This window comes from Acidobacteriota bacterium, from assembly GCA_028874215.1.
Classification (GTDB): domain Bacteria; phylum Acidobacteriota; class UBA6911; order RPQK01; family JAJDTT01; genus JAJDTT01.
Window position 1 is genome coordinate 25,024 of record JAPPLF010000006.1, and the last position, 22,617, is coordinate 47,640.

The 22,617-nt window shown below is 63.5% G+C and carries 13 protein-coding genes and 1 tRNA gene; 7 read left to right on the forward strand and 7 right to left on the reverse strand.

Features of this window, described 5'->3' with window-relative positions; all coding sequences use genetic code 11:
- Positions 1-4: 4 nt before the first annotated feature.
- The 3 genes from OXT71_01030 to OXT71_01040 all read right to left on the reverse strand — a co-directional run bounded on the left by OXT71_01030 (position 5) and on the right by OXT71_01040 (position 6,036).
- The gene (locus OXT71_01030; GenBank protein ID MDE2924967.1) at positions 5-1,309 is read right to left on the reverse strand and encodes an efflux RND transporter periplasmic adaptor subunit; all 1,305 of its coding nucleotides are present in this window, start codon (positions 1,307-1,309) and stop codon (positions 5-7) included.
- Positions 1,310-1,367: 58 nt separating this feature from the next.
- Complete coding sequence (locus tag OXT71_01035; protein MDE2924968.1) at positions 1,368-3,626, reverse strand: hypothetical protein; 2,259 nt, start codon at positions 3,624-3,626, stop codon at positions 1,368-1,370.
- A 91-nt stretch (positions 3,627-3,717) separates the two neighbouring features.
- Positions 3,718-6,036: an efflux RND transporter periplasmic adaptor subunit gene (locus OXT71_01040; protein MDE2924969.1), complete on the reverse strand. Its 2,319-nt coding sequence runs from the start codon at positions 6,034-6,036 to the stop codon at positions 3,718-3,720.
- 213 nt (positions 6,037-6,249) lie between these two features.
- Here OXT71_01040 and OXT71_01045 point away from each other — a divergent pair, with 213 nt between their 5' ends.
- The 6 genes from OXT71_01045 (at position 6,250) to OXT71_01070 (ending at position 12,876) form a co-directional block, all read left to right on the forward strand.
- Positions 6,250-7,896 carry a TolC family protein gene (locus OXT71_01045; protein ID MDE2924970.1) on the forward strand — a complete coding sequence of 549 codons (1,647 nt, stop codon included), beginning with the start codon at positions 6,250-6,252 and terminating at the stop codon, positions 7,894-7,896.
- A gap of 353 nt (positions 7,897-8,249) precedes the next feature.
- Complete coding sequence (locus OXT71_01050; GenBank protein ID MDE2924971.1) at positions 8,250-8,972, forward strand: Abi family protein; 723 nt, start codon at positions 8,250-8,252, stop codon at positions 8,970-8,972.
- 153 nt (positions 8,973-9,125) lie between these two features.
- A tRNA-Gly gene (locus tag OXT71_01055) sits at positions 9,126-9,200 on the forward strand.
- 7 nt (positions 9,201-9,207) lie between these two features.
- Entirely contained in the window at positions 9,208-10,251 is a 1,044-nt protein-coding gene (locus OXT71_01060; GenBank protein ID MDE2924972.1) for a Gfo/Idh/MocA family oxidoreductase, read from the forward strand.
- A gap of 178 nt (positions 10,252-10,429) precedes the next feature.
- Complete coding sequence (locus tag OXT71_01065) at positions 10,430-11,239, forward strand: c-type cytochrome (GenBank protein MDE2924973.1); 810 nt, start codon at positions 10,430-10,432, stop codon at positions 11,237-11,239.
- Between the two features lie 5 nt (positions 11,240-11,244).
- Entirely contained in the window at positions 11,245-12,876 is a 1,632-nt protein-coding gene (locus OXT71_01070; protein MDE2924974.1) for a PQQ-dependent dehydrogenase, methanol/ethanol family, read from the forward strand.
- A gap of 12 nt (positions 12,877-12,888) precedes the next feature.
- Here the strand turns inward: OXT71_01070 and OXT71_01075 are convergent, their stop codons facing one another.
- From OXT71_01075 to OXT71_01090, 4 genes are all read right to left on the reverse strand, one after another.
- Entirely contained in the window at positions 12,889-14,376 is a 1,488-nt protein-coding gene (locus tag OXT71_01075) for a DUF1501 domain-containing protein (protein MDE2924975.1), read from the reverse strand.
- 106 nt (positions 14,377-14,482) lie between these two features.
- Complete coding sequence (locus tag OXT71_01080) at positions 14,483-17,047, reverse strand: PSD1 and planctomycete cytochrome C domain-containing protein (protein ID MDE2924976.1); 2,565 nt, start codon at positions 17,045-17,047, stop codon at positions 14,483-14,485.
- A gap of 43 nt (positions 17,048-17,090) precedes the next feature.
- Positions 17,091-18,539 (reverse strand): DUF1501 domain-containing protein, encoded by a 1,449-nt coding sequence (locus tag OXT71_01085; protein MDE2924977.1) that lies wholly within the window; start codon positions 18,537-18,539, stop codon positions 17,091-17,093.
- 111 nt (positions 18,540-18,650) lie between these two features.
- Positions 18,651-21,449 carry a PSD1 and planctomycete cytochrome C domain-containing protein gene (locus tag OXT71_01090; GenBank protein ID MDE2924978.1) on the reverse strand — a complete coding sequence of 933 codons (2,799 nt, stop codon included), beginning with the start codon at positions 21,447-21,449 and terminating at the stop codon, positions 18,651-18,653.
- A gap of 80 nt (positions 21,450-21,529) precedes the next feature.
- Between OXT71_01090 and OXT71_01095 the strand changes: the two genes are divergently transcribed.
- Positions 21,530-22,588, forward strand: coding sequence for a Gfo/Idh/MocA family oxidoreductase (locus OXT71_01095; GenBank protein MDE2924979.1), 1,059 nt, complete (start codon positions 21,530-21,532; stop codon positions 22,586-22,588).
- Positions 22,589-22,617 lie beyond the last annotated feature (29 nt).

Genomic DNA, 22,617 nt, shown 5'->3' on the forward strand with positions numbered 1-22,617 from the left:
GCGCTCAAAAGGGGACGTAACGGCGCCGCTGAGTGCTCGCCGTGGGAGAGCTGAAGTCGGGAAGGTGGAGGCGCTGGTCCTCCAGGGGGTGGCGCAGGCAGATCCGGGTCCCTGCAGCCAGGCCCTGAACCACGTGGAAGCCGAAGTCGCTGTCCACGATCTCGATTCTTTTCTCCAGGTACTCGCCGCCTTCCCTGACGAAGACCACGAACTCCGAATCCTTCTTGATGACCGCGCTCCGGGGAATCACGATAACGCCGGTTTGTTCCCCCAGCTCGATCTCGGCGGAGAATCGCATGCCCGGGTTCAGCTTCTCCATGGATTCGGGTGAGACATGGAGCCGAGCTTCGCAAAGGAAGAACTTCCGGGGGTCGCGCGGATGCCTTTGCCGGGCGATCTTGTCCACCTTGTCGATTTCTCCCGAGAAGTTCTCCCCGGGAAACGCATCGAGCCGAACCTGGACCTTCTTTCCGGTCTGCACTCCCCGAATCTGGTTTTCCGGGACAAACAACCGGGCGCGGAAGCGTTCCATGTCGGCGATGTCCATCAAGGGCTGTGTGGGCCAGACCTCGGAGCCCACTTCGAGAACGGTCCAGCTCCGCCGGTAGAGGACCACCCCGCCGAGAGGAGCTTTGGCTTCGAGTGAGGAGAGGGTCTCCCGGGCCATCTCCATCTCCGTTTCCGCCATTTTCCGGTCGACCTGGAGAAGGCGCAGGTCGGCTTCGGAGAGCCCCTGCTCCACCTCCCCCTTGCGATTCAAGTGTCCCTTTCTGTACCGGGCCAGGGCGGCGCTCATGATCGATTCCCGGATCTCCCATCGAGAGAAGATCCGTTCGTCCTTTCGAATCTGATCCTGCGTGTAATCCAGTTCCAAATCCGTGCTCTCAAGGTCCCGCTTCAGAGTCGCGGCCCGGCTCCGCGCCTCCATTTTCTGTTTCTCGATGAGGTGATTCTGAGTGTCGAGGGTGTTATGGCTCTGCTGCAGGGTCAGCACCGCGTCGGTCTGGTCGAACGCGACGACGGTGTCCCCTTGCTCGACGATCTGGCCTTCATCGGCCAGCCAGGCCAACTTCAGCGAGCCGGTCTTCACCATGGGGGCGTGGACCGGTGTGACCTGTAGACCTGTGAGTTCGCCGTCCGCCCGAACCAGGACCCGATAGTCTTGGGGAGTCACCCGCATCAGGGGTACGGGTTCGTTCTCCTGGGGATCCATCAGGGTGGCCAACCACTGTCTGCCCGCGTCCCGGAAATGGAAAACGACGCCCGCCGCGACGACCAGGAGCGACAATGCCAGGTAGACTTTTTTCATCGGCCCTCCGGCGCCCCGGGAACGGACATGAATGCCCATCGCAGAGCACCTTGCGCCTTCACCGTCCCGACAGGTGGACCGGCTGGGTGAACGCCCCGTTGCCGGCCGAATCCCAGGCGGCAAACCGCACCCACTTCTTGCCCGGTGAATCGAATTCCATCCGGAACGTCTTGCGGCCGAACGAACCGAGACCGGTTGTCGCCAGCACCTGCCGGCCGGTCGCTTTGCCATCGCCCCAAACGAGTTCTACGAACTCGAGGGGGAATGTCCATTCGACCTCGGCGACAAACGTCTTGCGGTCCTCGAATCCTTCGACCTCGTGGGACGGGATCAGGACCTCCCCCGTCGAGACGAAGAACTCTCCCCGCCTCATTGCCCCGGTGATGGGGCTCCAGTCCTCGTCGAAAGCGGGCAACTCGTTCAACCGCACATAGTTGACGATCAAGTGCGGATAGATTTCGTCCTCGGGATACTTGGTGTAAGTATCGCCCTCCGCAATCATGTACTTCGGCCCTGCCCAATTGTTCATGTCGTCGAGGGTTCCGAAGCACCGTTCCTCGCAGATCCTCGGCGTCGACAGGTCCGCCGGGAGGGTCTGGAAGGCTGCTCCCAGATAGCGGTCGCTGAGAAAGTGGGGCGCCTCTCGCACGGAATCGGGATAGAACGTCGAACCCTTGGTGCGCGGGTGCGCCTGCCAGATCAGGCCCTTCTCCGTTTCCAGCAGCGAGAGCATCTCGCCCGCCGAGCCCACGCGGTAGACCGTCCCGTAATCCGGGTGGCTTGACCGGAACGCCTTGTCGGACCCGCGCACCTTGGACCAGTAGACCGGCCTCGGGAACACCAGCGTGTAGTGCCCGCCAAGATGCACGTTCGGCTCCTCGCCGGGCAGCAGCAGGAAATCCTTGTCCGAGTGACGCCGGCAGGCCTCGAAGTACTCGTCCAGTTCCCTGAACCGGACTTCACCTTCGTCCGCCGGGTGCCCGTCGCCATGAAAATCGGACATCATCGCGATGTTGATCCCCAGGCCCTTGAATGCCGAAACCCACGGAGGCCTCGCGTCAAGGGACCCGAGGTCGACCAGCTGCTCGGCGAAGTGCGTATGGAAATGGCTGACCGCCACTTGGTGGCCCTCCAGCGGCTTGTACTTGTCGCCGTGGGTGTAGGCCAGCACTTCTTTCAGGGTGGACTCCGCGTCCCGCGGTCCCAGGTAGTAGTAGACGGCCATCCGCTGCAGCGTTCCCGGCGGAGCGTTGTAGAGAGCGAAGTTGCCTTCCGCGAAGGCGCGCGATTGACGGACCCGCTTTTCCCAGATTTCCTGGGAAGCGCCCCACGGGCGGAACATCTCTTCCCGCTCGGCCTGGCGCACGCCGGCGTCGAAGCGCCCCTTCTCTGACTGCCGGTACCAGACGTAACCGAGATTCATCTCGATCTCACGCGCGAAGAAGAACTTGTGAGAGGGGGGGAAGATCGCCAGCGTACCGCGCTCCTGCTCGAGCAGGAGGATCCGGTTGCGGGCGCGAAGCGGAACGGGACCGTCATTGACACCACCACCGAAGCGATAGTGCTGCCAGTCCCTGGCGATGTCCCTCCAGCGCAGACGCCGGTAGTCATCGCTCTTCAGACCGCCCAGCCCGGCGCGGTAGACGTACGCGACCGATGGCCTGGCCGTCGCCGCCACGGCCTCCTGGCGAACCAGGTTGGACCCTTTGTAAACGGTGAATCGAAGGCTCCCCTGGAACGAGCCCAACGTCAAACCGTCAAACGAAACCTGGAGCCGCACCCCGTCCCGGCGCACCCGGCACGCTTTGACGTTGTATCGGACCTCGCTGCGCGTCACCTCCGAGGGATCCCTGGGGAGCCCGGGGTTCACGCCTTCGCGGCCCGGCACATTCAGCGGGGCGTCCCAGAAGACCTTCCATTTCTCCTGCTCCACGACTTCAGGCGTGGCCTCCCGGCCCAGGGCCTGCATGGGCCGCAACTGCTGGTGGGAGATGCGGCGCTTTCCCTCCGCTACATGAAACTGTGGACGGGCGTCCTGCACGAGCGGCACCCAGTGCCCCTCCCCGGAAAGTGCGGCCATTTGCCGTATGACCGGCTGGGCGCCCGCCAGGCCGAAACTTGCCCGGAGCCGCCCGGCTGAGGTTCCGCCGCCGGCCGGCACCGGCGCTGCGGAGCCTGTCCATTCAAAGACCACGTCTCCGTCGACGCTCTCGGCCTTCAGCCCCTCCAGGGGACGGTAGTCGGTGAAGTCGCAATGGAGAGGTTGTCCTGAAGCCACCGCGCAAGAAAGCAGTAGCAGGCCGGGCAGGATTTTCATGAAATCGATCCGCGTTCTTGTCGGCGCTGTCCGAGCAGTCCGCACCTGTGCAGACCCGGTCGAATGCCGTGACGACTTTTGCCACGGGCTGTCACCCCGCATCCGGCACATTGGCGACCTCCTCTCCCTCCGTCAGCCCTTCCTTGACCACGGCGACGACACCGTTGCCCCGCCCCAACTTGATGGATCGCTTGACCGGCCCGCCCTCCTGATTCACCCAGACGAAGGACTCGCCATTTTCCGTCTGAATGACCGACAGGGGCAAGGTCAGGACATCCTGGAAGTGGTTGACGACGATCCGGATCCGGGTGGCCATGCCCGGACGCATTCTCTCCTGGTCCACGCGCTCCAGCTCTACCGTGAGGTCCAGGACCTTCATGGGCCGATCGAAGCTGGCCGGAGAGAAGAGGGTGGCCACCGACGCGACCCTTCCCTTGAAGGTCCGGTCCGGAATGGCGTCCAGGTCGACTCTGACTTCCTGGCCGACGCGGACTTTTCCGGCGTCGATTTCCGCGACCCGGGCGTCCACCACCAGGCTCGACAGGTCGGGGAGGCTCATGATGGTCCTGCCCGCGTACACGTCGCTTCCCACCCGCACCGGCTCGTTGCGCCAGTTCCTCTGGTAAAGGACGGTGCCGGCCCGGGGTGAGACGATTTCCATGGCCTGGATCGATTTTCGGTGATGGGAGGCTCTCTCTTCATAGAGCCGCCGGCTGTCTTGCAGGATCTTGAGCTGCAGGTCGGCGTCCTGCTTCACGAACCTCCGCTGCAGTTCCAGGGTCTCGACCTTGCGGCGAGCCAATTCCGCCTCGTATTCCGCCTTTTTGACGTCGAGGATCGACTGGAACTCCCTGGCTTCCACCAGTTGTTTCTCCTTCTTCTGAGCATCGGCCCGGGCTTCCTCCAGCTTCAGGTCCAGGTCCCGTGCCGACAGCTCCAAAGACGCCTTGGTCTTCTCGTACTCTTCCCGGGCCTTCTCGACGTTGGCCGTTTCCTGACGCAGTTTCTTCTCGACTTCCGTCGGGTCCAAGCGCACCACGACGTCCCCTTTTTCCACCGGGCTTCCCTCGGGCGCCAAGTGGGTGACCTTGTAGTTCCAGGTGTTGGGAAGAGCCGGCGACTGGATCGAAGTCGCCAACGCCGCATTGAGTACTCCGTTGCCGGGCGCGGTGAGGGTGAAGTCCTCCCGTTTCATCCGGATCCAATCCCCCTCCGATTGGCGGCCCGGGTCCGTGCCCAAATTCAGGAGGAGTCTCTGTCCGGCATCCAGTCCGGCCACCGACGCCCAGCGGTCCGTCGTATCCAGGACTTTCACCGGCAGCTTCCGCCCCGTCTCATCCCACGCGAAGACCTCGCCGCCGGGCCCCAGGTGGAGCGCCTCCCGGGGCGCCGTCATTCGCTCGCCCACCGGCACCGGAATCCTCACTCGAGCCGTCATTCCCGGCTTCATGATGCCCAGATCCGTTTCCAGTAGGGATACGCGGGCCTCGAAGACCTTGAGCCGGGATCTCCGCGACCTGGCCTTCGCCGCTTCCGAAACCCGCAGCACTCGTCCGCGGAAGCGGCGGGCGGGATAGGCATCCAGGGTCACCTCGGCAGGCATCCCTTCCTGCAGCAGGCCGAGCTCGGAGTCGTAGACGACGGCGGCAACTTCCAGGTGATCCAGGTTGGGGAGCATCAGGACCGGACGCCCTCCCCAGACCGCGTCTCCCGGCTGGAGCCTGCGCTCTTCCCGGTCGTGCCGCGCCCGGACGGCCAGTCCGGAGGAGGGCGCCCGGACCGTGAGCCGGTCCATGGACTGAAGCAGGTGTTTGAGTTGCAGATCGGCCCGCTGGTAGTCGAGTTCGAGAACCTCCAACTCGGCCCGTCCGGTTTCCTGTTGACTGGCGAGTTGCTGGTCGGCCTTGTCCAGCTTGATCCTGGCCTGCGAGACGTCGTACCGGTACTTTTCGGAATCTTCCCGAGGCACCAGGTCGGGCGGAATCCCGGCGTAGACCCGGGCGACCTTCAATTCCTTTTCGGCGGTGGCCCTTTGCAGAAGTTGCTCCTGCCGTTGGGACCCGATTTCGGCTTCCCTGCGGGCGATCTTGAGCCGCGCTTCCTCCCGTTTCTTCTCCAGGTCCAACCGTTCGGTCTCCAGGCTGGAGCCGTCGAACTTCACCAGCAGATCCCCGTTCCGGACCTTGGATCCCTGGTCCGCCAGATGACTCAGTTTCAGGTTCCAATGGTGGGGAATCCTGGGAGAGTAGACGATCAGGGAATCGCCGGCCTGGAGTTCGCCGGTGAGGGTCACGAACTTGACGAAGGGCCGCTGCTGGACCGTGACGATGCGGGTGGTCCCGTCCAGGTCGTTGGCCGCCGCCAGGGCCGTGCAGGACAGAAGAACAAGCGGCAAGAGGGTGTTTCTCATGAACACTCTCCCCGGAGGGAGGACGGTCTGAGGGATAATATGTCTACAGGGAGCAGCGTCCGGAAACACGCCATTCCGGCACGCTGCTCTCCGCTGAAATCCGGCCGTGTGCCCGGGCCTGATCGGGATCGGCCGATCCTTATGGACTTCGAACGCATCTCTAACTGAGACGAACCTCTGACTTGAAGATGCAACAGCGACGCGAGGAGTTCAATGATGTTTGCCGTTCGCACCCCTTTTTCCCTGTTGGCCGTTCTCTGGCTCGGATTGTTTCCGGCCGAAGGCTCTTCCGATACGGACCAGGAATTCCCTGCCAGCGAACCCTACGTGGACCGGGTTCGAAGCGAGGGAAGATTCATGGATCTCTCCTTGAAGGAGGCCGTCCGTCTGGCTCTGACCAACAATTTGGAGATCGCCATCGAGGATTTCAATGAAGACCTGACCGAACAACGGATATTCCAGACTCGCGGCGACTACGATCCGATGCTCAGCTTCACCACCGGCTGGAATTCCAACGAGTGGCCGGCCACCAGCATTCTGGACGCGGGCCGCAACGTCCCCACCTCCCTGCGGCGAGGGTTCGAGCTCAGTTCATCGGTTCAACAGCCGGTCAAAGGTGGCGGCACCCTCCAGATGACCTTGAACAACAATCGCAACTCCACCAACAGTGCTTTTTCCATCATCAATCCCAATTTCGAGTCCTACTTCAACTTCTCATTCAGCCAACCCCTGTGGCGGGGTTTCCGGCAGACTCAGACCGAGCGGCAGTTGAAGCTCTACAACCTGGATCGTCACATCAACGAGAGCCAGTTCAAGGAGCGGGTGTCGGCCATCATCCTGCGCCTCCAGACCGAGTATTGGGAATTGGTCTCGGCCATCGACAACCACGAGACGCGCCGCCAATCCCGCGAACAGGCCGTCCTGCAGCACGAGCTCAACAAGCGGAGGGTCGCCGTGGGCATTTCGGCTCCGATGGAGGTCAGCCGGACCCGGGCGGAGGTGTCCAAACGGGAGCAGGCCACGATTCAGGCCGAAGTCCAGATTGTCATCCGGCAGAATGCCGTCAAGAAGCTCCTCACGCCCGACCGGTCGGCTGCCCTCTGGAATCTGACGTTGATCCCCACGGACCGGCCTCGAATCCGGCCCCTGGCCATCGAATTGGAGGAGGCCATCGAACAGGCTTTGAAGCGACGCCCCGAGCTGGAGCGCCTGAACCTGGAGTTGGAAAAGAACCGGGTCGACAGGGATTACTACAAGAGGGAAGGCAAGCCACGAATCAACCTCAGGGCCAACGTCGGATCGTACGGCCGTTCCGGACAGGTCTTCAAGAACGTGGATTTCTTCGGGGCTCTGACTCGCGAGCCGGATCCGGCGCACCCCTTCTACGGCAACTTCGGCGATTCCATGGGACAGGCGCTGGGGTTCGACTACATCTCCTACGGGATCTTCGTCGATGTGGAGATCCCCTTGAGAAATCGCCGCAACGAGGGCCTCATGGCGGAAACCGCCATCGCCGAGCGCCGTCTCCGGCACGAGACTCGGGAGCAGGAACAGGTCATCGTGGAGGAGGTCCGCAACGCCTACGAACGTCTCGGCATTCAAAAGAGGGAACTGGACATGTCCGCGCTGGCGGTTCGCTTTGCCGAAGAACAACTGGAACTGGAAACCAAGCGGTTCAAGGCGGGACTCTCCACCAACTTCGAGCTCCTGCAGTACCAGCGGGACGTGGCCGAGGCCCGGCTCGTGGAACTGCGCTCCCAGATCGACTATCAATTGGCGCTCACCGGATTGCGGAAGGCCATGAACACCATCATCGACGCCCAGGACATGGCGGTTGCCCAAGGGTCGAATTCCAATTAGCTCGTTATCCTCAGAATCTTGTGCAAATGAATTGGACCCCCAGTGAGCGCGTCCTTGCCAAGTGCAGCGCCATATCGCAGACCTCGAAACAACCGGACTGGTCCAGCGGATTGAACGAAGGTCCAGACATGGCGGGAAGCGGACAAACTTCTATGATCTCGGTGGGCTTGTAGACCGCTTGAAAAATCTTGAGCCAGACTTCCGCGAGGTAGAGGAAAAGATCAGGGTAGCCCGTAAGGCCGTCTCGCGACGCGGTTACAGACAGTGACGGCGAATCAATTCAGACTCCTGAAAGGCTGAACCCCGGACGCATACCGATGGCAGAGGCGGGTCCGGGGTGTACGAGAGGAAGTATGGCAGAGCAGCGGCGACGCGTCAAAACCTTCTTGTACACCGAAGGTTTTCTCAAGGAACTCGAGACATCGCTCTCGTCCGAGCGCATGGACACGTATCGAAGGGTGACCCGGGGAGACATCGAAAGGGCAGCTCTGCTCTACACTTGGAATACGGTAGTCAGCGGCGCCTTCTATGGGCCACTTCAAGGGTTGGAGGTGGCGTTGCGCAATGCCATGCATCGTCAAATCGGGAGGAGTTACGGCGCGACATGGTACAAGAATCCAAATGCCGGGCTTGACGACGGTTGCCGGGCGCGGATCGCAAAGGCGAAGCTGAGATTAAGGCGCGACGGCTACGCCGTTAGTCCATCCCAGATCGTGGCGGTATTGCCGTTTGGTTTCTGGGTCTCTCTGCTAGGACCCGGTGGCCAGATCCGAGGTTCGGACTACAGAGCAAACTATGAAATGACATTGTGGCGGCCGGCGCTACGCAAAGTGTTCCCATACTGTAAGACTCTAACGCGGCGACAGGCGCACAAGCCGCTCAATTACCTGAGAATGCTTCGGAATAGAATCGCCCATCACGAACCCATCTTTGCGAGAAACCTCAGGAAAGATCACCAAAGCATTCTCAAGGTGACCGGGTGGATTTCACCCCCAACACGAGAGTGGATTGAGCACCATAGCCGAGTTCCAGCTTTGCTCAAGACGCCAAAAGACAAGATGGGAATCTACTTTTAAGCGGCCCAACTCTTGATATTGTCGCCGAATTCCTCTTGGCGGAGGCTCGGTGCTTGGCAATGGACGTAACAGCGGGTGCGGTGATCAGTAAGGTGGCCGAGTTTCTGCGGACGGCGTTTCATTCTTTCTGCCGGGTGCTAGAATGATGGGCGAGCGGGAGTAATTCAGCGGTAGAATGCCAGCTTCCCAAGCTGGACGTCGCGGGTTCGATTCCCGTCTCCCGCTCCACTTTTTCATGCGTCTCATACGTGGAGTGAACCCGGCTCGAATCGGTTCGCCGCTCCTGTTTCTGCTCTTCTTCCTTGCGGCGTCGACAGATGCCGGAGTGCGGGCCGCGCCGCTGCGGGCCGGGATCATCGGCCTCGACACGTCCCACTCCGTCCACTTCACCCGGATCCTCAACGATCCCGAGGACGAGAACCACGTCCCGGGCTGCCGGGTGGTGGCCGCGTACCCCCAGGGGAGCCCCGACATCGAGTCGAGCGTGCGGCGGGTCCCGGAATACACGCGCCGGGTCCGGGAGATGGGCGTCGAAATCGTGCCCAGCATCGAGGCGCTCCTGGAGAAGGTGGACGTGGTCCTGCTGGAGACCAACGACGGGCGTCCCCACCTGGAGCAGGCCGCGCCGGTCCTGAAGGCGGGCAAGCCGGTCTTCATCGACAAGCCGGTGGCGGGAAGCCTGGCGGACGTGATTGCCATCTACGAGCTTTCGAAACGCTACGGGACACCGGTCTTCTCCTCGTCCGCTTTGCGCTATGCCGCCGGGGTCCAGGAAGTGGTCAAAGGGAAGGTGGGGAAGATCCTGGCCTGCGACGCCTACGGTCCCGGCAACCTGGAGCCGACCCACCCGGATCTCTTCTGGTACGGCATTCATGGGGTGGAAACCCTCTACACCGTCCTGGGGCCCGGCTGCGTGGAGCTGAGCCGGATGACGACGGCGAGTGACGACGTGGTGGTGGGAAGGTGGTCCGACGGGCGGCTCGGCACCTTTCGGGGGCGCCGGACCGGGAAGCGGGGATTCGGCGGGACCGTCTTCGGGAGCGACGCCATCGCGCCGCTGGGAGGCTTCACCGGCTATCCTCCCCTGGTCGCCCGGATCGTGGAGTTTTTCGAGACTCGCGTTGTACCTGTCGATCCTGCCACGACGCTGGAAATCTACGTCTTCATGGAAGCCGCCGACGAGAGCAAACGGCGCGGCGGGGCGCCGGTTCGCCTGCAGGACGTGCTGGAGAAGGCCAGGATCGAGGCCCGGGAAACACTCTCCCGCAGATTCCCGTAGGAAAGAGATTTTCTATAGATAGTAAAATACGGACCAATATTCATCATACAAAGACAATAGTGATCCTCTTACGGAAGAATATGAGGGGCGTCCTTTGGCGTTGACGTCTTCCTTTTCCGTCTCGCGCCTTGACTTCCGACAGGGGTTCGGATAGGAAAAACACAACGTTGAAACCGTTTTGAAAAATACCAACCTCCTCGCCGCCGGTTTGTTGTTCCTGACGCTGACACACGAGTCGCCGGCGCAACAGCCGGTCGCCGAGAACCCTTACACCTCGGTCGCCGACTTGAATAACGGCGCCCGGAACTTTCGGAACCACTGCGCCATCTGTCACGCCCTGGACGCCACGGGCGAATCGGGGCCGGATCTGACCCGATCCGAGTATCGTCATGGGAACAGCAACTCGGCCCTGTTCCGCATCGTCAGCCAGGGGATCACCGGGACCAGCATGGCGGCCCACCGGTTCACCGATCGGGAGGTCTGGCAACTGGTCGCCTATATTCGATCGCTGGACCGCCGTTTTGCGCCCGAAGCGCTTTCCGGCGACCCCGCCAAGGGCAAGGTCGTCTTCGAGGAGCAAGGGGACTGCTCCCGCTGTCACATGGTCGACGGACAGGGAGGGCGTCTGGGTCCCGACTTGAGCGACGTGGGCTGGAAGCGGTCCGGCAGTTTCCTGAAAGAGTCCATCCTGGAACCCAGCGCGGAGATCGGAAACAGTTCCGAGACCTTCGTGGACGGCACCCGCCGCTACTGGCCGGTCACCCTCACCCTGGCCGACGGAGACTCCGTTCAGGGGGTGGTCCTGAATGAAGACACCTATTCGATCCAGGTCATGGACGAGGAAGAGCGCCTCCTCTCCTATTCCAAGAAGCTCCTGAAAGAGATACGCAGGGGCCAGGTCTCGGCCATGCCCACCTATCAGGACGATCTCTCCGAGGCGGAAGTCGACGACCTGGTGGCCTATCTCGCTTCTCTGAAAAGGAAATAGCGTCCATGAAACGGCATTCGGCGATCTGTTTGGTGCTGTTGCTGGCGGCGGCCTGCCAGCCTGGCGGAACGGTTTCCAGACAGGAAGCGGCGGTCCTCTCGGGAGAGGTGACCTCCGATGAACTGCTGACGGCGGACCAGTTGCCGGGACACTGGCTCACCTACTCGGGCGGTTACCGGAGTTGGCGCTACAGCGGCCTGGACCAGGTCAACACCGCCAATGTCCACCGCCTCCGCCTGGACTGGGCGTTCCAGTTCAAGAGCCTGGAGAAGGTGGAGACCACGCCGCTGGTGGTCAACGACGTCATGTACGTGACGCAGCCTCCCAGCGACGCCCTGGCGTTGGATGTCCGGACCGGCCGGCCCTACTGGGAGTACCGGCACAAACTGCCGGAACGCGTCAGCGTCTGCTGCGGCCAGGTGAACCGGGGAATGGCCATTTTGAACGGCCGGGTCTACCTGGGCACTCTGGACGCCCAACTCGTGGCCCTGGACGCCAAGACGGGAGCCGTCGTCTGGAAGGCGAAGGTGGCCGAGTACGACGAGGGCTACAGCATCACGGTGGCGCCGCTGGCTGTGAAGGACAAGATCATCGTGGGCATCTCGGGCGGGGAATATGGCATCCGGGGATTCCTGGATGCCTACGACGCCGCCACCGGCGAGCGGGCCTGGCGTTTCTACACCATTCCCGGTCCCGGAGAACCGGGGAACGAGACCTGGTCCGGCGACTCGTGGAAACAGGGTGGAGCGCCGACCTGGATCACCGGTTCCTACGATCCGGAACTGGACCTCATCTACTGGGGCACGGGGAATCCCGCCCCCGACTGGAACGGCGACGTTCGGCTGGGGGACAACCTGTACGCCTCTTCGGTCGTGGCCGTGGAGGCCGACACCGGAAAGATGCGCTGGTATTTCCAGTTCACTCCCCACGACGTCCACGATTGGGACTCGGTGCAGATCCCGGTGCTGGTGGACGGCGAGTTCGGCGGAGTCCGGCGGAAGCTCATGTACTTCGCCAACCGGAACGGGTTCTACTACGTGCTTGACCGGACCTCCGGAGAGTTTCTCCTGGCCAAGAACTACGTCAAGGTCACCTGGGCGGAGAGGATCGACGAGAACGGCCGCCCGGTCCGGGTCCCCAACATGGAGCCCACCGAGGAGGGGACGCTGGTTTATCCCGGCGTCCAGGGGGGCACCAACTGGTACTCTCCTTCCTACAGTCCCCGCACCGATCTCTTCTACGTGCCGGTCTGGGAGCTGCCCAATCTCTTCTACAAGGGTGAAGCCGATTACACGCCGGGGCTTCCCTACTGGGGCGGATTGGTTCAAGGAGCGTCCGAAGAGCCGCCGGGAAGGGGAGCGATCCGGGCCCTGGTCCCGGAGACGGGCGAGCTCAAGTGGGAGTATCCAATGCTGACCGTCCCCTGGGCCGGTGTTCTCACCACCGCCGGCGACCTCGCCTTCGGAGGGACCACCGACGGCCAGTTCTTCGCCCTGGACGCCCGCACCGGGGAGCAGCTCTGGTTCGCCCAACTGGGCGGCATGATCGCCACCAATCCCATCACCTACCTCAACCAGGGCAAGCAGCACCTGGCCATCACCGCCGGGACCACACTCTTCAGCTTCGAGTTGGAATGACCGTCAGGCCGGTCAGGCCAGCGCCTTGCGGATGACCTGGCCGTGGACGTCGGTGAGACTCATCTCGCGGCCGCCGTGGAAATAGGTGAGGAGTTCGTGGTCCAGTCCCATGAGGTGCAGGATGGTGGCATGCAGGTCGTGGACGTGGACCTTGTCCTCCACCGCCTCGTAGCCGAAGTCGTCGGTGGCGCCGATGACCTGTCCACCGCGAACGCCGCCCCCCGCCATCCAGGTGGTGAACCCTCGCGGACTGTGGTCGCGGCCTTTGCCCCGTTGGCTGGTGGGAGTCCGGCCGAACTCGCCGGCCCAGACCACCAGAGTGCTCTCCAGCAGTCCGCGGCTCTTCAGGTCCCTGAGCAGGCCTGCGATAGGAAGGTCGGTCTGGCGGCAGTGCGCGGTGTGGTTCTTGACCACGTTGCTGTGAGCGTCCCAGGTGTCGTCGCCGTGGCCGCCGCCGGAATAGACCTGGATGAAGCGGACGCCCCGTTCCACCAACCGCCGGGCAATCAGGCACTTGCGGCCGAATTTCTCCGTCTCCGGGTCCTCCAGTCCGTACATGCGCCGCGTGGCCTGGGATTCGCGGGCCAGGTCCACGGCTTCGGGAGCGGACTGCTGCATCCGGAACGCCAGCTCGTAGCTGGCAATTCGCGCCATCAACTCGCCGTTTTCCGGCCCGGCCGCGCCGCGCATCCGGTTCATGCGAGAGAGCAGCCGCAACTGGTGGCCCTGCTGGGCCGGGGTGACTCCTTCCTGGGGCTTCAGAAAGAGGATCGGGTCTCCCTCGGAGCGAAGCTGCGTGCCCTGGTAGGTGGCGGGCATGAAGCCCGAGCTCCAGTTGGGCGGCCCCGAAATGGGGCCCCCTCGATGATCCACCATCACCACATAGCCGGGCAGATTCCGGTTCTCGCTGCCCAGGCCGTAGGTGACCCAGGAACCGAGGCTGGGATGCCCCTGGCGAAGGAATCCGGTGTTCATCTGCAGCAGTCCCGAACCGTGGGCGAAGCTGTCGGCGTAGGTGCCGCGGAACACGGCCATTTCGTCGACGCATTCGGCCTGATGAGGGAAGAGTTCCGAAACCTCGATCCCCGACTCGCCCCATTTCCGGAAGCTGAAGGGCGTTCCCATGAGCCCGCCGATGCGTTTCTTGCGGAGCTTCAGGAGCGGGTCCGCATCCAGGCCGGGCATGGGCTGGCCGTCCCGTTTGTTCAGTTCCGGCTTGGGGTCCCACAGGTCCATCTGGCTGGGACCGCCGTACATGAACAGGAAGATGCACGCCCGGGCCTTGGGCGGAAAGTGGGGGGCGCCGGTATCCGGAGCCGGCGGCTTTCCGGGAGCGGCGTGGACCGTATGCCCGAAAAAGCCGTCCTGCGCCAGTAGAAACGTCAGAGCGGTGCCGGCGAATCCGCCTCCCGCCTCCCAGAGAAACTCGCGCCGGGTCTGTCCGCAAGGGGTGAGTCGACGTCCGTTTCCCGGTTGAAGGTTCTGGGGTTCAGATTGCATTTCCATGGCCTTCGCGAAAAGGGCGATGTCCCAGGGTAGTTCTTCGGCGGTTCACTTGCAATTTCGCCCCCGCCGCGCGGCCTCGCTGCACTCCGCCCAGCGAATCTCAGTTCAAGTAGAAGAACTCATTGGTGTTCAGCAGAGTGAGGCAGAAGGACTGAAGGGCCCGCGCCTTGATCGCCGGGGTCGTCTCGGTCCCGGTCAGGTCATCGCGGATCTGCGCTTCCTGGACCCGAAGAAAGTCCAGCGCCGCTTCCAATTCCTCGGGGCTGGGTCCCCTGGCCAGTCCCATCCGGAAAGCGCCCCGGACCTGGTTGTCCCGTTCGTCGCCGGCCGTGCGCATCACTCTTTGCGCCAGGCGCCGCGCCTGCTCATGGGCGAAGTCTCCATTCAGAAACGTCAGGGCCTGGGGCCCGGTGGTGGAGACCCGGCGCTGCTCGCAACTGGAGGTGGTGTCGGGTGAATCCAGCAAATCCAGTTCGGGAACGGCCAGGGAGCGCTTGACGAAGATGTAGATGCTCCGCCGGCGGTTCTGCTCCGGATCGGGGTCTCCCCAGTTGAGTCCCGGCATCGACTGTCCGGCCAGGACCGAGTCGGGAATTCGGGGAAACATGCTGGGACCGTGCATGAAGTGATTGAGACTGCCGCTGACGGCCAGCATCGAATCCCGGACGGCTTCGGCTTCCAGGCGACGGGGCTGCCACCGCCAGAGGAGGCGATTCTGGTGATCCGCGCCGGCGGCCTGCGGGTTCCAGTCGGACGATTGGGCGAAGGTGGAGGAGCCGACCAGCAGCCGGACCAGGTGCTTCACGCTCCAGCCGGAGTCGATGAATTCGGAGGCCAGCCAGTCCAGCAGCCGGGGGTGGCTGGGGGTGTCCCCCGCGACGCCGAAATCGTTCTCGGTGGCCACCAGGCCGTCGCCGAAGACCCACTGCCAGATCCGGTTCACCATGACCCGGGCCACCAGGGGATTTTCGGGGTGACTCATCCACCGGGCCAGCCAGCGCCGCCGTCCGCTGGTGTCGACGGTCGGCTCTACGGGTCCGAGCCGGGACAAGAGGTCCGGACGGCCCAGGATGGTGGGAACCAGGGGGTGAACCTCCTCCCCGGGCGTCCCCGGGTCGCCGCGCAGCAGAATCCGGGTGGCGGCAGGGTAAGGAGTGTCTTCATACCAGACGTAGGCCCGAGGAGGTTCGGCGGGGGTCTTCGCCTTCGCCCGGGCCATCTCCCGCTCCCATCGACTCAGGTTTCCGGCCTCTTCGGTGGTGGCTTCAGCCAGGATCTCCCGATCCATGCGTTCCTCGAACTTGCGGACCAGGGACTTCTGCTCGTCGGTCCGGTCCTCTTCCCGGGTCCGGAATGCCAGGACGGTTTCGGCGTGGTGCGCCCAGCTGAGATCCCGGTCGGAGTCCCCGCCGGAGAGCAGCCGATTCAATATCTTCCGGCTCAGTTTCTTCTTCTCCGCCTGCAGGTCCTCCATCTGAATCCTCAGATTCATGGAGGCCACCCGGTACCGTTCCAGTTCTTCCGGCGTGCCCACCATCCGGTCCAGATCGACGCGGGGTTTCAGGAGATTCTTGGGACGCTTGAGCGGTTCGAAAAAGGCGAGCGAGCGATAGTAGTCCTCCTGGCTGAAGGGTTCGAACTTGTGGTCATGGCAGCGGGCGCAACGCAGGGTCAGGCCGAGAAAGGTGCTGCTGGCGGTCCCCAGAACGTCGTCCAGTTGTTCGTAGCGGTCCAGGCGTTCCTCCGCCGGTTCGTCGTCCCAGGTCCCGAGACGCAAGAATGTCGTGGCGATCTGGGTTTCGGCGTCGGTGCCGTCGATTTCGTCTCCGGCCAACTGCTCGGTGAGGAAGCGATCGTAGGGCTTGTCCCGGTTGAAGGCGTCGATGACGTAGTCGCGATAACGCCACGCGTGCGGTTTGGTGCCGTCTCGCTCGTAGCCGTTGGATTCGGCATAACGCACCACGTCAAGCCAGTGCCGGGCCCAGCGTTCACCGTACTGGGGTGCGCCCAGAAGTTCGTCCACCAGTCGGGTGTGGGCGGGATCGCCCGGACCCAGGGTCAGCCGGTCCGACTCCTCCAAAGACGGCGGCAAGCCGGTCAGGACCAGGGTCAGCCGCCGGATGAGGGTTCTGGAGTCCGCCAGGGCCGCGGGTTGGATGCCCTTCTCCTCCAACCGGCTCAGGATGAAGGCGTCGACGGGCGTCCGGACCCAATCCCGATTCCTGACGGACGGGACGGGAGGTTTCCGGATCGGGCGGAATGACCAATGGGACGGGAGATGCGCCGCGGCCGGTTCCAAATCGGGTTGCTCCGGAAGCGGATCCCACGGAGCACCGGCATTGATCCAATCGGCCAGCAGCCGGACCTCCTCCGGTTCCAGCTTCTCCTCCCCCTGAGGCATGCTGTGGTCCGCGACCCGCTGGTAGAGAAGACTCCCGCCGGCATTCCCTTTCACCAGAGCCGGACCCTGGCTGCCTCCCTTTTCCATGGAGTAGACGGTCCGCAGATCCAGGTCTCCCATCTGGAGGCTCTCGCCGTGGCATTGAAGGCAATACCGGTTCAGGAGGGGGCGGACCTGGGAGTCGAACCGGGGGGCCGGTTCGGAAGCGTGAACCAAGCCACAGGCGGCCGCGATGACAGCCAATGCCAGTCCACGCTTGATCATGACGAATTCCGCTTGAGGGAGAACCCTCCGGGCGAAAATCCCGCTACGCCAGGATCTTCTCGGCCACCACGCCGGCGACGTCGGTCAGGCGGAAGTCGCGTCCGGTGTAGTGAAAGGTCAGCTTCTCGTGGTCCAGCCCCAGCAGGTGAAGAACGGTGGCATGGAAATCATGGATGTGCATCCGGTCCTCCACCGCGTGGTAGCCGATGTCGTCGGTGGCGCCATAGACGAATCCGGGCTTGACTCCGCCGCCGGCCATCCAGATGGAATAGCCGTAGGGGTTGTGGTCGCGGCCGTCTCCTCCCTGGGAGACCGGGGTGCGTCCGAACTCTCCGGCCCAGATCACCAGCGTCTCCTCCAGCATGCCCCTGGACTTCAGGTCCTTGAGCAAACCGGCGATGGGCAGGTCCACTTCCCGGGCGTTCTCGGTGTGCTTCTCGTAGAGTTGGGAATGCTGATCCCACTTGTAGCTGTGGGTGCACTGGATGAAGCGCACGCCCCGCTCGGCCAGGCGCCGCGCCAGCAGGCATTGCCAGCCGAACTCGTGGGTTTCCTCCCGGTCGAGGCCGTAGAGCTTCCGGGTGGCCTCCGATTCTTTCTCGACTTCGAAGGCCTCGGGCGCCCTCATCTGCATTCGAAACGCCAGTTCGAAGGCCTGGATGCGGGCCTCCAGCTCGGCATCGTGCCGTCGAAGTTGAGCATGGCGCCGATTGATGTTCTGGAGCATGTCCAGCTCGTAGCGCTGCTGCTCCGGCGTGAAGCCGCGGTGAACCAGGTACTCGATGGGTTCTCCCCGAAAGTCCTTGACCTTGAGCCCCGAGTGACCGATGGCGGTGCCCTGGTAGGCCCCGGGCAGGAAGGCCGAACTCCAGTTCTTGGCGCCGCCGTGGGCCAACGCCGGCTTGATGGTGATGTAGCCGGGCAGGTTCTGGTTCTCCGTGCCCAGGCCGTACAGGGCCCAGGACCCGAGCGACGGGCGGGTGAAGGTGCTGGTGCCGGTGAAGGTCTGCAGCAGCGCGGCTCCATGGTCCACGCCTTCTCCCACCATGGACCGGATCACGCAGAGGTCGTCCACGCAGGTCCGGACGTGGGGAAAGAGGTCGCTCATGGGAATGCCGCTCTGGCCGGTTCGTTTGAAGTCCCAGAGCGGTTTCATCAGCGGTCCCGGAGGATCCTCGTCGAAGGCCAGGGGACGCTTGATGGGGAGCGGTTTCCCGTGATCCCGGTAGAGCCGGGGCTTGGGATCCAGGATGTCGACGCTGGAGGGTCCGCCGTGCATGAACAGGAAGATGACCTGCCGGGCCCGCGGCTCGAAATGCGGCTTCCGGACGGCCAGCGGGTTGGCCTCTGCGGATGCGGCGGCGAGCCGGTCCGCCTCGGACAGGAGTCCTGCCAGTCCCAGAACTCCGAAGCCGCAGGCCGTGTCTCTCAGCATGGAGCGCCGCGTCAACAGCGGGGGCCGCTGCAAATTCTTCCATGGATTCTCGATCATGAGATCACCTCGAGTATGGTTCAATCCCGTAGCAAGCCCGATCCTGGTTCCGGATCCGGGACTTGCGTCGCGTCGAGCGGGTCTGTCCCGATCTTGCCGCCGAATTCTGATCTAGTCAACATACATGAAGTCGTTGGACGCCATCAAAATCCGGCAGAAGCTGCCCCAGGCATCCAGACCGGGCGCCTTCGCCCCTTCGAATTTCCCCGTGAAGTCACCAAGGTAGGCCAGCGCAGCTTGCCGCTCTTCCACCTCCGGTATCCGGTTCAGGGTGATGAGGTAGGCCCGGTCGATCCGCTCGGCCGGACCGGCGTCCTCCTTTTCCAGCCGGGCCGCCAGATTCCGGGCCCGGTCGGCCACGAACTCGCTGTTCATCATGAACAGGGCCTGGGGGGCGACGTTGGTGTGCGCCCGTTTGCCCATGCTGGTGGTGGCGTCGCCGAAGTCGAACAGGTTCAGGAGCGTCGGGAGATTGGCGCGCCGGAGGGGGAGATAGACCATCCTCCTGCGGACCGTCTCCGGATTCAAACTCAGGCGGTCGTTGCTGTTCTCGGTGTCGGTGCCGAACCCGGACTGCAGGGTTCCGCCCATGGTCAGGTCCAGGGAACCGTCCATGGACAGCAGACCGTCCCGGATCTCCTCGACCTCGAGGCGCCGCCGTTCGAAGCGGGACAGAAGCTGGTTCTGCGGGTCCCGCAAATTCTTCTCCGGGGTGGTCCCGCTACCCATTCGGTAGGTGGCCGAAGTCATGATCAGACGGTGCATCTTCTTGATGGACCAACCCTCTTGGACGAAGCGGCGAGCCAGGTAGTCCAGCAGTTGAGGATGGGTCGGAGGAGTGCCCAATTTCCCGAAGTTATTGGGTGTTCGCACCAGTCCCTGTCCGAAGTGCCATTGCCAGATGCGATTGACCATCACCCGGGCCGTCAGTGGATGGTCCGGACCGGTCAACCAGCGGGCCAGCTCCATGCGGCCGCTGCCCTTGGAAATCGGATCCTGGTCCGCCCCCGCCAGAATCTGGGGGAAGCGCTTGGGCGCTTCCTCGCCCAGGTTGTTGTAGTCCCCCCGGACGAAGACCCGTTGCCGGACCGGATCTCCGTCCTCCACGGCGCAGGCCATGGCCGGCTCGGAAGGCAAGGTCTCTTCCAAGTGCTTCAGTTCCTGTCGGTAGAGTTCCAGACGCCGGTTGGATTCTTGGGAAAAGACCTTTTCCTGGGCCTTCTCCCCCAGGAAGAACGGTCCTTTGCCGGCGAAGTAGACTTCGTGGAAAAAGCGGTCCTCCCCCGGCTCGAATTTGGGCCTTGGCGGCGGAGGCATGTTCATTTCCTTGAGCATGCGGCGGACCCGCTCCCGCCACTTCCGGAGGGTTTCGTTCCATTCCTCCAGGCGCTCGTGGAACCGTTTCTGGTAAGCGGCCGCCGTCTGCGACCGGTTCGCATCGGAAGCCTGGCGCCACTCGTCCATATGAGGTCTTCGGACCTCGCGCGGCCGGAGGTAATCGATCCACTTCCGCAATATGGGAGCCTGCAAATCGTGGTCCGCCGCCAGCGCTTCGGCCTGCTCGTCTCCGCCGGCATTGCCGGCAACCAGCATGTAGTCGGCCAACCGGGGACTCAGCTTGGACACGTAGGCTTGTAGTTCCCGGTCCACGACGTCTTCGATCTCGAACTTCTTGTTGCCGATCGACTCCTTGTGGTCCTTGTACGCCTGGTACTCGTGCGCAGGGACCAGCGGCGTGAACAGGAGCTTGGAAACGGTCCTTCCCATGGCCGTAAAGCTGCGGGTGCTGGCGAACATGCCGAGCAGGGAGTAGTAGTCCTTGGTGGGAATGGGATCGAATTTGTGGTCGTGGCAGCGGGCGCAGGTCACGGTGAGCCCCAGGAAACCCTTGGAGACCACGTCCAACTGCTCGTCCCAGACGTCGTAGAGCATCCGCTGCTTGTCCTGCTGCGCCAGCGCCTTGGGGCCCAAGGCCAGGAATCCGGTGGCGACGATCCCGCGGCGCCGCTTCTCGACGGGCGCGCCGGCGTGGAGCAGGTCGCCGGCCAACTGCTCCGTGATGAATTCGTCGTAGGGCAGGTCGTCGTTGAACGCCTGAACCACGTAGTCGCGGTAACGCCACGCGTAGGGGTAGCGGTGATCCTCGTCGTTGCCGGTGGAGTCGGCGTACCGGGCCACGTCGAGCCAATGCCGCCCCCAGCGTTCGCCGTACCGGGGAGAAGCCAGCATCCGGTCCACCATCTTCTCGAAAGCGCGGGGCGATTCGTCACTCAGAAAATCGGCGATTTGTTTCTCATTGGGAGGCAGCCCGGTGAGGTCGTAGCTGGCTCTCCTCAACAGTGCGAGCCGGGAAGCCGGAGCGGACGGACGCAGGTTCGCCGCCTCCAGCCGGGCCAGCACGAAACGATCCAGCGGGGACCGGACCCAGTCCACATCGTTCACCTGGGGAGGTTTTGGATCCTCGATCCTCTGAAAAGCCCAGAAGTTCCGCTCGGCCGCCGTGAATCGGCCGCCCCCTTCGGCTCCAACCGGCGGTCTGTCCGCAACGGGGGCTCCCGGCCAGTGAGCTCCGGTCCTGACCCAGTCCGCCAGGGCGGCGATCTCATCCTGGGGCAGCATCCCGCCGGGAGGCATCTTGATTCGCTCCTGGTACCGGATGACTTCCAGGATCCGGCTTTCGGACGGCGCCTCGCTGGAAACCACGGGGCCGTTCTGGCCGCCCTTCGCGAATCCCTCGGCGCTGGACAGATCCAGTCCGCCGGTCTTGAGGCCGGAGTTGTGGCAGGCTTGACACTTGTTGGCCAGAACCGGACGGACCCGCTTCTCGAAGTACTCCGCCGCCGCATCCTGACCCGGCAGAGTAGATGTGGAAACCGTGAAACCAAGAAGAAGAAACAGAAATGCACGCATGACAGTTGGCGGAAAGTATACCAAAAGCCGTAGGTTCCGTTGCTCCCGAAAATGCCGCAGGTTGGTAGACTCAGGCGTCGATGAGGCGTGATCTCGGAATTGGAATCACCGGCTCGGGATTCATGGGACGGACTCATGCCGAGGCGGTGAGCGCCGTGCCCGGGTTCAGGCTGGTTGCGGTGACCAGCGGCGGCCGTGCGCAAGGTCTGGCCGAACGGTTCGGAGCCGATCTGGAGCCGGATGTGCAACGCCTGGTTCGGCGTGCCGACGTGGACGCCGTCATTGTCACGACTCCCCACCATGTCCACGTCCATGACGCCGTGGCCTGCATCTCCGCGGGAAAGCACGTGCTGGTGGAGAAACCCCTGGCCACCACCGTGTCCGACTGCGACCGCATGATCGCTGCGGCGCGACGGCGTTCCGTGACCTTGGCCGTGGGCTACCATCAACGGTTTCGCAGGAACAACGTGGAGGCCCGGAGGCTGATTCGGGAGGGGGCCATCGGCCGGATCCTGACCGTCCAGGCGACCATGTTGACCGAGGCCTCTCTCCGGGACGGCGGAGGATGGGAATGGTGGGACGATCCTGCCAGCCTGGGCCACGTGCTGAACTCGGCGCCGCACGGCATCGACCTGCTCCGCTGGTGCATGGGGACGGAAGTCGCCGCCGTGAGCGCCCTTTCCCGCGGTTTTCTGACCCGGGCCCCGGTGGAGAACACGACGCTGGCGCTGCTCGGTTTCCACAACGGCGCCCTGCTCAGCCTCTACTCCACCAACCTGATGCCGGACCCGGGATTTCCCGGAGAATCCTTTCGCCTCAGGATCATGGGCTCGGAGGGACTGATGGACCTGGATCCCTTCGGGGACCTGAAACTGGCGGCCGGCGGAACCTGGCGCACCGTCTCCACCCAGCCCGCGGCCCGGTTCATTGCCGCCGAGGTGCCCCTCAGCCCGGCGCGCCTCAGAGCGTACGAGCGCCAACTCCGGGCCTTTGGCGACGCCATCGAAGGCAGGTCCAGCCGGATCGGATCGGGTCGGGACGGGCGCGCCGGCGTGGCGGCCGTCACCGCCATGTTGGAGGCGTCACGAGCCGGGACCGTGATCCACCTTCCGGACCGCAGCGCCGGCAGCAAATCCTGACCTCCATTCCTGATTCCGGGTTCGGCATT

What these genes read in the sequence shown, in the direction of transcription:
- OXT71_01070 (MDE2924974.1), top strand. Translation starts at nt 11,245, where the DNA reads ATGAAACGGCATTCGGCGATCTGTTTGGTGCTGTTGCTGGCGGCGGCC.
- OXT71_01040 (MDE2924969.1), bottom strand. Translation starts at nt 6,036, where the DNA reads ATGAGAAACACCCTCTTGCCGCTTGTTCTTCTGTCCTGCACGGCCCTG.
- OXT71_01035 (MDE2924968.1), bottom strand. Translation starts at nt 3,626, where the DNA reads ATGAAAATCCTGCCCGGCCTGCTACTGCTTTCTTGCGCGGTGGCTTCA.
- OXT71_01090 (MDE2924978.1), bottom strand. Translation starts at nt 21,449, where the DNA reads ATGCGTGCATTTCTGTTTCTTCTTCTTGGTTTCACGGTTTCCACATCT.
- OXT71_01085 (MDE2924977.1), bottom strand. Translation starts at nt 18,539, where the DNA reads ATGATCGAGAATCCATGGAAGAATTTGCAGCGGCCCCCGCTGTTGACG.
- OXT71_01030 (MDE2924967.1), bottom strand. Translation starts at nt 1,309, where the DNA reads ATGAAAAAAGTCTACCTGGCATTGTCGCTCCTGGTCGTCGCGGCGGGC.
- OXT71_01080 (MDE2924976.1), bottom strand. Translation starts at nt 17,047, where the DNA reads ATGATCAAGCGTGGACTGGCATTGGCTGTCATCGCGGCCGCCTGTGGC.
- OXT71_01095 (MDE2924979.1), top strand. Translation starts at nt 21,530, where the DNA reads ATGAGGCGTGATCTCGGAATTGGAATCACCGGCTCGGGATTCATGGGA.
- OXT71_01060 (MDE2924972.1), top strand. Translation starts at nt 9,208, where the DNA reads ATGCGTCTCATACGTGGAGTGAACCCGGCTCGAATCGGTTCGCCGCTC.
- OXT71_01045 (MDE2924970.1), top strand. Translation starts at nt 6,250, where the DNA reads ATGATGTTTGCCGTTCGCACCCCTTTTTCCCTGTTGGCCGTTCTCTGG.
- OXT71_01050 (MDE2924971.1), top strand. Translation starts at nt 8,250, where the DNA reads ATGGCAGAGCAGCGGCGACGCGTCAAAACCTTCTTGTACACCGAAGGT.
- OXT71_01075 (MDE2924975.1), bottom strand. Translation starts at nt 14,376, where the DNA reads ATGCAATCTGAACCCCAGAACCTTCAACCGGGAAACGGACGTCGACTC.